General features: G+C 50.2%; 9 protein-coding genes. 1 reads left to right on the forward strand and 8 read right to left on the reverse strand.

All coding sequences use genetic code 11. The features are described 5' to 3' along the window. Entirely contained in the window at positions 1-1,551 is a 1,551-nt protein-coding gene (pruA, locus tag B2899_RS16590) for an L-glutamate gamma-semialdehyde dehydrogenase (RefSeq protein ID WP_286887239.1), read from the reverse strand. 356 nt (positions 1,552-1,907) lie between these two features. On the opposite strand from pruA, the gene B2899_RS16595 reads away from it, so the two are divergent. Further along, entirely contained in the window at positions 1,908-2,393 is a 486-nt protein-coding gene (locus tag B2899_RS16595; RefSeq protein ID WP_146812332.1) for a GAF domain-containing protein, read from the forward strand. 98 nt (positions 2,394-2,491) lie between these two features. Here the strand turns inward: B2899_RS16595 and B2899_RS16600 are convergent, their stop codons facing one another. From B2899_RS16600 to B2899_RS16630, 7 genes are all read right to left on the reverse strand, one after another. Beyond that, a complete protein-coding gene (locus B2899_RS16600) occupies positions 2,492-2,758 on the reverse strand; it encodes a hypothetical protein (RefSeq protein WP_286887240.1) in 267 nt (88 codons plus the stop codon). Between the two features lie 81 nt (positions 2,759-2,839). Next, positions 2,840-3,187, reverse strand: a complete 348-nt coding sequence (locus tag B2899_RS16605) for a carboxymuconolactone decarboxylase family protein (protein ID WP_246147442.1) — start codon at positions 3,185-3,187, stop codon at positions 2,840-2,842. Positions 3,188-3,300: 113 nt separating this feature from the next. Further along, the gene (locus B2899_RS16610; RefSeq protein WP_146812335.1) at positions 3,301-4,026 is read right to left on the reverse strand and encodes a LutC/YkgG family protein; all 726 of its coding nucleotides are present in this window, start codon (positions 4,024-4,026) and stop codon (positions 3,301-3,303) included. Continuing rightward, positions 4,019-5,527, reverse strand: a complete 1,509-nt coding sequence (locus tag B2899_RS16615) for a LutB/LldF family L-lactate oxidation iron-sulfur protein (protein WP_286887245.1) — start codon at positions 5,525-5,527, stop codon at positions 4,019-4,021. Before B2899_RS16615 ends, B2899_RS16610 begins: the two co-directional genes overlap by 8 nt. Continuing rightward, on the reverse strand, positions 5,524-6,258 hold the full coding sequence (locus B2899_RS16620) for a (Fe-S)-binding protein (protein ID WP_146812337.1): 735 nt from the start codon (positions 6,256-6,258) through the stop codon (positions 5,524-5,526). The genes B2899_RS16615 and B2899_RS16620 overlap by 4 nt, the downstream gene beginning before the upstream one ends. 218 nt (positions 6,259-6,476) lie before the next feature. Continuing rightward, positions 6,477-8,147, reverse strand: a complete 1,671-nt coding sequence (locus tag B2899_RS16625; RefSeq protein WP_146812338.1) for a lactate permease LctP family transporter — start codon at positions 8,145-8,147, stop codon at positions 6,477-6,479. A gap of 159 nt (positions 8,148-8,306) precedes the next feature. After that, complete coding sequence (locus tag B2899_RS16630) at positions 8,307-9,008, reverse strand: FadR/GntR family transcriptional regulator (protein WP_146812339.1); 702 nt, start codon at positions 9,006-9,008, stop codon at positions 8,307-8,309. Positions 9,009-9,130 lie beyond the last annotated feature (122 nt).

Consider the following 9,130-nt stretch of genomic DNA (forward strand, 5'->3'; position numbering starts at 1 on the left):
TTACAAGATCTCCGATGTCAATTTCGGCTGCGTGAACTGCAGCAGATAATCCGGACCGCCCGCTTTGGAGTCCGTGCCGGACATGTTGAAGCCCCCGAACGGATGCACGCCGACAATCGCCCCGGTGCACTTGCGGTTGAAGTACAGGTTGCCCACATGGAATTCAACGCGCGCACGCTCGATCAACTCGCGGTTGCGTGTGAACAAGGAACCGGTCAGGCCGTATTCCGTATTGTTCGCCACTTCCATCGCATGGTCAAAATCGCGCACTTTTGTGAACGCCACGAACGGACCGAACACTTCTTCCTGCATAATGCGCGCATTCGGGTCCACATCCGCGAAGATGGTCGGCTCCACGAAGAAGCCCTCGTCCCCAATCGGCTTGCCGCCTGTGAGCAGCTTGCCTTCTTTCTTCCCGATTTCGACGTACTCCATCACTTTGTTCAACGCTTTTTCATCAATGACCGGACCGGTGTAGTTGGATGCATCCCGCACGTCGCCCACTTTCAGGCCTTTCGTAATCTCCACGACCCGATTCAGCACCTGGTCATACACATTCTCATGGATGATGGCACGCGAGCATGCCGAGCACTTCTGGCCGGAGAAACTGAACGCCGACGCCACGATATTTTGCGCGGCCAGTTCAAGGTCCGCATCGTCCATGACGACGATGGCGTCTTTGCCGCCCATCTCGGCCACCAGACGCTTCATCCAGATCTGGCCCGGTGCCACTTTGGACGAACGCTCATGAATGCGTAAGCCCACCGCACGCGAACCCGTAAAGCTGATGAAACGTGTCAGTTTATGATCCACCAGATAGTCGCCAATCACATCCGGACGCCCCGGCAGGAAGTTGACAACGCCGGCCGGAAGACCCGCTTCTACCAGCAACTCATAGAATTTATAGGCAATCACCGGCGTTTGGCTGGCCGGTTTTAAGATGACGGTGTTACCGGTCACAATCGCCGAGGTCGTCATGCCTACGACAATCGCCAGCGCAAAGTTCCACGGCGGAATGATGACCCCGACACCCAGCGGGATGTATTCCAGGCGGTTATCTTCGCCCGGCAGGTGGACGAGTGTTTGACGGCCACGGTCTTTGAGCTCAAGCATTTGACGCGCATAATATTCCATGAAGTCGATCGCTTCCGCCGTATCGGCATCCGCTTCGGCGCGGCTCTTGCCGGCTTCCAGCATCAGCCAGGCGGAAAACTCATGCTTGCGGCGGCGCATCATGGCTGCCGTCTTAAACAGGTAGCCGGCACGGTGCTCGGCCGGAACACGGGACCATGTCTTGAACGTTTCCGCAGCCACGTTCATCGCTTTATCAGCAAGCGCCTGGTCGGCGCTGGACACACTTCCAATCACTTCTTTTTTGGCGGACGGATTGACGGATACAAGCCGTTCTTCCGTCATGATTTCTTCGCCGCCGATGACGAGGGGATAGTCGCGGCCCAGCTCCGCGGACACCTTCTCAAGCGCCTCGTTAATCGCTTTCATATTTTGTTCCTCGGCAAAGTTGGTAAACGGTTCTGGACGATATGGAATCATTTGATACCCTCCTGTTATCTTCGTTTTCGTTAATTCTTACCTTAAGTTATGCAATTAGGATGCCAAAATCACTCGAACAATCCTACCGTGTTTTCTTCTGCTTCATTTCATTTATCCCTACACTTTCTTTACTTATGATATGCAAATTAAATTTGCAGCAAATAATTTTTGCGTATGTACGCGCAAAATAATTTGTCTTAACACTAAAAAATAGGGTTAACCGCTTAAAAAGCATACAATGTATATCAGGCAATCCTTGTATATAAAACAACTAGAGGGTTTAATGATTTGTCAAACGACGCTGACCTCTTGTATCATATATACATACATTTTGTTAAGAAGAAGGGATGAGAAAATTGTTTAAAATCGAAAGATATGAGGCATCCCGCGAGAAAAACTACGAACTCGTCGGCAAACAACTCAAAGCACTAATCGAAGATGAGCCAAACCTTATCGCGAATCTGGCGAATGCTTCCGCTCTGCTGAACCAATTCCTCGACCGCATCAACTGGGTCGGATTCTATTTATATGAAGAAAGCAAAAACGAATTGGTCTTAGGGCCCTTCCAGGGCTTGCCGGCCTGCGTGCGCATTCCGCTCGGCAAAGGCGTTTGCGGTACATCCGCCGGAGAACGGAAAACGCTGCTTGTAGAAGATGTCAATCAATTCCCGGGCCATATCGCCTGCGACGCCGCCTCCCAATCAGAGATTGTCGTACCAATAATAAAAGATGGTACACTCATCGGCGTCCTTGATATTGACAGCCCTGAGAAAGGCCGATTTGATGAAATTGACCGGCAAGGATTGGAAGCGTTCGTGCGCGTACTTTGCGAATCTTTATAATAAATACAGCCATCCGAATCTTCTCGGATGGCCTCTTTATTTCTGTCCATCTTTTCCGCGCGTGAGATTTTTGAAGTTGTCGGCCACTTCTTTGGCCTTCATTGTTTCTCCGTAATCCCCTGCTTAATAAGATTGATGTTCTTTTGAATGGAAGCAAGCCGCTCCTCTTTCGTCATTTCTTCCTCGCCGTCTTCCGTCTTTGCTCTATCCGCTTCATACAATCCGGGCATCTCCGCTCCCCGTCCGAGACGGCGCTGCGCTTCGCGGGATTCGGTAATCTGCGGGGTATCTAACGGATCCCAATCCTGGACATCGGCAAGCTTGCCCTTTTCGTGTTTTTCCCGTTCATTTCTCTCTTCTGCCATAAGTCGTGCCTCCTTCTTGATTCTTTTGTTTGTCTTTACCCCCTCTTTTAAATGTGTAAAACATAAGAGAATCCGTTTCGCTTACTGTACCCGGTTATTGAACTCGGCCAATGCATGCTGAACAAGCGTCAGCTGGGAAAACGCCGAACCGCCGCGAAGAGCCGCTGCCACCTGCAACGCCTCATACACTTCCTGCTCGCTCGCCCCTTTATGCAGCGCCTCCATCGTATGGTACAAAATGCAATACTCATCCTGGGAAGCCAGACTGACGCCAAGCGCAATCAACTGTTTATCCTTTTGCGAAATTGCCCCGTCTCCAAAGGCTGCACCGGTAAATTCGTTGTATGCGCTCGTAAACTCCGGTCTTATTTGCTGAAATGCGCCTACACTTTCCTTATAGTCATGGATTGCCTGCATATATTGGTTCATTTTTATTCACTCCATCCGTGTAGTATTCGATGACATCCTATAGTATGTTCTCATTCATTCTTTTTTATATAAAAAGAGCCAGGCCGGAAAACTAACGGTCTGGCTCTTCACTATTAATCTAAAATCAGCGCATGCACGATACCCGGTCCGTGCACCCCTATCGTTAAATCGTTCTCAATGTCAGCGGAGCGGCTCGGACCGCTGATAAAGTGGATACCGGCAGGCAGTTTAGTACCGAAGCGGCGCGTCAAATCCGCCATAACTTCACCCATCTTCGTTTTTATATCGTGCGCCCGCAGCACAGCAATAAACACTGTCGGCAGAAGGCTCACCGAACGCCCTTGCTTCGCGCCGGAGACGGCTACCACTGTTCCTGTGTGGGCAATAGCGTAATCCACCACGGCAATGCCGATATCGGCGCCTGCCGCTTTGGTCAGAAGCTCCTCCTGCGCCTGCTCGTTCCATACTGTCATCTCAACATCCGGCAGGTTTTGTTCCACATTCATCTCATTGAGAAGCGGATGATCAAAGCGAATCATATATTTCGCTTTCATTGTTTTGGCCATATCTTCAATATACGTACGCAACGACACTATATCGGAAAACCTTTGCGCGTTGCCTCCCATGCTGGTCCAATTTGCCATAAATAATTCGATACGTTTTTCTTCAGAAAGATCATACGCATGCCAGAAGTCCGGCGCACCCCGGAACGGATGGGCAGGCGCCCGGGTGATGCGCGGCCGGTTCAACCGGTTTGCAATATGCGCGAAAAACTGCTCCTCTTTTTGCGCCGCCTGATCGTCCAGCTGGCGGATGATGTCTTCACCCTGCTTACTCATGGCGTCTTCCTCCCTGTTTCTTTTTCGCTTCTTCTAACCGCTTCATCACATCCGAAGACATGTCCGGCGTACTTCCTTCCAATTCCGCGTATAGATTTCTCCAGGAATCACGGAAAGAATGCTCTGCCAGAGAAGGCGCATACCGGTACTCTGTCCACCCTTTCAGCGGCCCGATCTTCGATGTAATCACTCCATCGCGGACGACAACCTTCTGGCCCGTTCTGCCTAAATTTACTGTACGCTTGAATCGGCGGTGATTGGACATGATGTATTTAAATCCTTTAAACGCCATGCGCTCTGATGCCGGCGTATGCCCTTCTTCGACTTTTTGGCGGCGGATATAGACAAGCATGTCATGCAGCGGAATTTTGACCGGACATGCTTCGTAGCACGCACCACAGAGGCTGGACGCGTATGCCACTTCTCCCCACTTCTCCGTATCCTGATTCAGTCGCGGCGTCAGCACCGCCCCGATCGGACCGCTGTACACCCAGCCGTACGTATGCCCGCCGACGTGGCGGTAGACCGGACAAGCATTGAGGCAAGCGCCGCAGCGGATGCAGTTCAGTACTTCCTGAAATTCCGGATCCCCCAACTGGGAAGAACGGCCGTTATCCAGAATAATAATATGCATTTCTTCCGGGCCGTCCGAATCATCCGGGCGGCGCGGCCCCGTAATCGCCGACATATACACGGTCAGCTTCTGTCCGGTAGCTGCACGCGGCAACATCGTCGCCATCACTTCCAAATCTTCAAGCGACGGAATAATCCGCTCCATCCCCATATACGTAATCTGCGTCTTCGGCACAGTACTAACCATGCGGGCGTTTCCTTCATTGGAGAACAGCACCATAGATCCGGTCTCAGCAATAGCGAAGTTGCACCCGGTCATGCCGATGTCCGCTTCAAGGAATTTCTCGCGCAACTTGGCGCGGGCAAAGCCTGCAAGGATAGGCGTTTCCGGCGGCAGTGTTTCGCCTGCTTCCTCTGAGAATAAGTCGGCGACCTGCTGCTTATTTTTATGAATGGCCGGAATAATGATATGAGACGGTGTTTCACCCGCCAGTTGAATGATGTACTCACCCAGGTCGGTTTCAATTGCTTCCACCCCGATCTCTTCAAGCCGGTGATTAATGTGCAATTCTTCCGATACCATTGATTTCGATTTTACGACCGATTTCGCGCCCTTCGCCTCAGCGATTTTCAATGTGATATCCACCGCTTCCCGGGCCGTCGATGCAAAATGAACGTGTACACCATTTGCGCGTGCATTCTTCACGAATTCAGACAGGTAATAATCCAGATGGGCAATCGTATGAAGACGAATTTGCCGAGCACGCTCCCTCCACTCTTCCCAGTTGCCCAGTTCATCGGAAGCAAGCTTTTTGGACGTGCGGAGCTTTTCCGTCGTGTATTTTACCGCGTTGCGAAGAAACTCGTCATTTAAAGATATTCTGGCCCGCTCTTTGATTGTAGTTGTCGGGTTAAACGTTGTGCTCATACTTCTTGTTTCACCCCTTCATACAGCAGTTCCGCCAGATGCATAACACGCACCGGACGGCCTTCATAGCGCAGGCGGCCGCCAATATTCATCAGACAGCCCATATCCATGCCAACCAGCACTTCGGCTTCGGTTTCGAGCACGTGCTGCGCTTTCTCCTCAACCATTGCACCGGAGATATCAGACATCTTTACTGCGAATGTACCGCCGAATCCGCAGCAATCTTCCGCGAACGGCAAATCGACAAGCTCAAGTCCCCTCACATTGGCCAGAAGCTGGCGAGGCTCTTCTTTAATGCCAAGCAGCCGGCTTCCGTGACAGGAAGGATGGTATGTCACTTTGTGCGGAAAATGTGCTCCTACGTCTGTAACGCCCAACACATTTACAAGAAACTGGGAGAATTCGTACGTCTTCCCACAAAACTGATGCACTTTCTTAAGCATGACCGGATCATCTTTGAACAGGGTCGGATAATAATGCTGAATCATCCCGGTACATGAGCCGGATGGCGATACGACAAAATCGCTGTCATCGAATGCTTCAAGAAGCGTCCGGGCACTGGCCCGCGCTTCATCCCAGTATCCGCTGTTAAACGCGGGCTGGCCGCAACAAGTCTGGGCTTCAGGAAAATGGAGCTTGATCCCCTGCCGTGCGAGGAGTCGGGCCATCGCTTCCCCGACCTGCGGGTAGATTGCATCCGATAAACATGTAATAAAAATGGAGACCTTCACAGGTAAACACCTCCAAAGAATAAATGAAAATAGTAGAAACAGAAGAAAAAACTAAGACGCATCTGCGGAAAAAAACGAACGCCTTTTTCTTCATTAAATCTTAGTCCTTCTTTTACTTTCCTTGCTTTTTCTTGGTTTTCGCAAAACACTAAGAGGGAGCGCCGTTGTCCCATGGAACAAGGGCATCTCCCTGCTTTGTCATACCTGTACGCTTGCTCTTATGGAAGCATCCAGGTCAAATAGTAAGCTTGGACATATGTGATAATACCTACAATAGCGGCAAACAACAGACTATGTTTAACAGTAAAGCGGAACAAATCGGACTCTTTGCCGACGAGTCCAACCGCCGCGCATGCCACCGCAATCGACTGCGGAGAAATCATCTTGCCGGTTACCCCGCCGGTTGTATTCGCCGCGACAAGCAGTGTTTCATTGACGCCAATCTGCTGTGCCGTTACATTCTGCAGACTGCAAAACAACGCATTGCTTGATGTATCGGAACCTGTAAGGAATACCCCGAGCCAGCCAAGGAACGGCGAGAAGAATGGAAACAGACCGCCTGCCCCTGCCAGCACCAGTGCCAGTGTAGATGATAGACCGGAATAGTTGGCAACCATGGCGAACGCAAGCACCAGACCGATAGAAAGAATCGGCTTTTTCAATTCAGACAACGTTTCTTTAAACGTTTTCAACCCTTCACTCGGCTTCATTTTCAGTACGAACATGGAGATAATGGCTGCAATTAGAATGGCTGTACCGACTGCAGACAGAATGTCCAGTTTGAATAATGCTTCATACGGTGTCGGTTTCGTTACAATCGGCTCCGCTTTAATAACGAGCTTATCGAGGAACGGTACATTGACTTTAATGACCAGTGACTCCAATACCCCGCCTTTATCGAACAGCTTTTTGAATGGCTGCAGGCTCCAGATGGTTACCATAATGGTAAGAATGATAAACGGAGACCATGCTTTGAAAATTTGACCGGCCGTATACCGTTTCTCAGTATCGACAGCGGCCGTTGCGCTTGCTTCGGTCGCCGCCATACCGGCATTTTCAAAGCGGAAGATGCGCTTCGGCTTCCACACCTTAAGGAATGCGGCAAGCGAAATCAGGCTAACTAAAGCGGACGTAATATCCGGCAGCTCAGGTCCGATGAAGTTTGCCGTAAAGAATTGCGTAATTGCGAATGAACCGCCGGCCACTAGAACCGCCGGCCATGTCTCACGCACACCGCGCAGACCGTCCATAATGAAAACAAGCCAGAACGGAACGATAACAGACAGCAGAGGCAGTTGACGGCCTGCCGCCTGACCAATTACAAATGCATCGATACCTGTCACTTTACCTGCAGTAATAATCGGAATTCCCATCGCCCCGAACGCTACCGGCGCCGTATTGGCGATAAGACACAATCCCGCCGCGTACAACGGATTGAACCCGAGGCCCACCAGAAGTGCTGCAGTAATCGCTACCGGCGCACCGAATCCGGCGGCACCTTCCAGAAATGCCCCGAACGCAAAACCAACCAACAGTAACTGCAGACGCTGGTCGTCCGTAATCGATACGACGGAAGAACGAATGATGTCAAATTGTCCTGTTTTCACGGTGATTTTGTACAAAAATACAGCGGTTACAATAATCCACGCAATCGGCCATAAACCATAGAAGAATCCGTATCCGGCTGCGGCCAGTGCCATAGAAAACGGCATTTTGTAGACAGCAATTGCAATAATCAGGGAGAGCAGCACTGTGATAAATCCTGCGGTATGGCCTTTCATACGGAAAACAGCCAGCGCAAGGAAAAAGAATACGATAGGAATGACTGCCACAGCGGCTGACAACCCGAGACTCCCCAACGGAGCATACACTTGCGTCCATGTTTGCATAACATACACCTCTTTTACCCTTAAATTTTAGATATGTTTATATGGTCAGCCTATTGGCTTGTCCCCTGACGAATAGTCACCTATAGCTTTCAGGTGATCTGATAAGTTAGCATGCCAAATACCTCAGGTCATCTGACTTTTCTGCTTAGAAGAAAAGCGCTATTCCAGCATCTTTTCCTCCACTCCTTGCAGATGATACAGCATAGCTTCTTCGGCCCGCTTGCTGTCTTGAGCACAAATTGCTTCATAGATGTTCACGTGTTCTTTGTATAACTCTTCCGGAACACCCTGCGTTCGATACAGCTCCAGGCGACTGGCATACAATGAGCGTCCCATCGCTTCAGAGATAGACATCATTACGGATTTGAGGGTTTGATTGTGTGAAGCGCTGGCGACCGCATAATGGAACTTCCAATCCGGTGCATCTCCCAGATCTCCTTCAGAAAGCGCCTTTTTCATTTCTTTAAGCGCTTTCTCAATTTGGTTCAGTTCTTCTTCCGTTCGCCGCTCAGCGGCCAGACGGGCCGTACCGCTTTCAATAATCTTGCGAACTTCCAGCAGCTCCATGATTTCCTGCCGCGTCACCGGACGTAATGCCTCGAACGCAGAGATAACCTCTTCAGGATCATGCCGGGTAACGAACGTGCCTTCCCCCTGCTTCATCGTAATTAACCCAAGTGTTTTAAGAGAGCTAAGCGCTTCCCTTACCGTTGATTGTCCTACACCAAGCGTCTCCCCCAGCTCTCTGAGCGAGGGCATTCGGGTGCCCGGCTGATATACGCCGGAGATAATTTGCTCACGCAGATAATCAGCAACCTCTTCATACGTTTTACGTACGTTAAACTTTGGCAACGCTTTCACGCCACATCCTTTCTTATCAGGTCATCTGATATGTGACCGCTAATCACATCCTACCTTATTTTTCAGTTTTTTGTCAATATTCATTTTGAGAAAGTTTAATATTTTTCTGTGAAAATCATGAG

The sequence above is a fragment of the Aneurinibacillus sp. UBA3580 genome (genome assembly GCF_002375825.1).
Taxonomy (GTDB): Bacteria; Bacillota; Bacilli; order Aneurinibacillales; family Aneurinibacillaceae; genus Aneurinibacillus; species Aneurinibacillus danicus.

Coding starts and splice junctions, on each gene's coding strand:
- pruA (WP_286887239.1), bottom strand. CDS start 1,551: ATGATTCCATATCGTCCAGAACCGTTTACCAACTTTGCCGAGGAACAA.
- B2899_RS16600 (WP_286887240.1), bottom strand. CDS start 2,758: ATGGCAGAAGAGAGAAATGAACGGGAAAAACACGAAAAGGGCAAGCTT.
- B2899_RS16605 (WP_246147442.1), bottom strand. CDS start 3,187: ATGAACCAATATATGCAGGCAATCCATGACTATAAGGAAAGTGTAGGC.
- B2899_RS16610 (WP_146812335.1), bottom strand. CDS start 4,026: ATGAGTAAGCAGGGTGAAGACATCATCCGCCAGCTGGACGATCAGGCG.
- B2899_RS16615 (WP_286887245.1), bottom strand. CDS start 5,527: ATGAGCACAACGTTTAACCCGACAACTACAATCAAAGAGCGGGCCAGA.
- B2899_RS16625 (WP_146812338.1), bottom strand. CDS start 8,147: ATGCAAACATGGACGCAAGTGTATGCTCCGTTGGGGAGTCTCGGGTTG.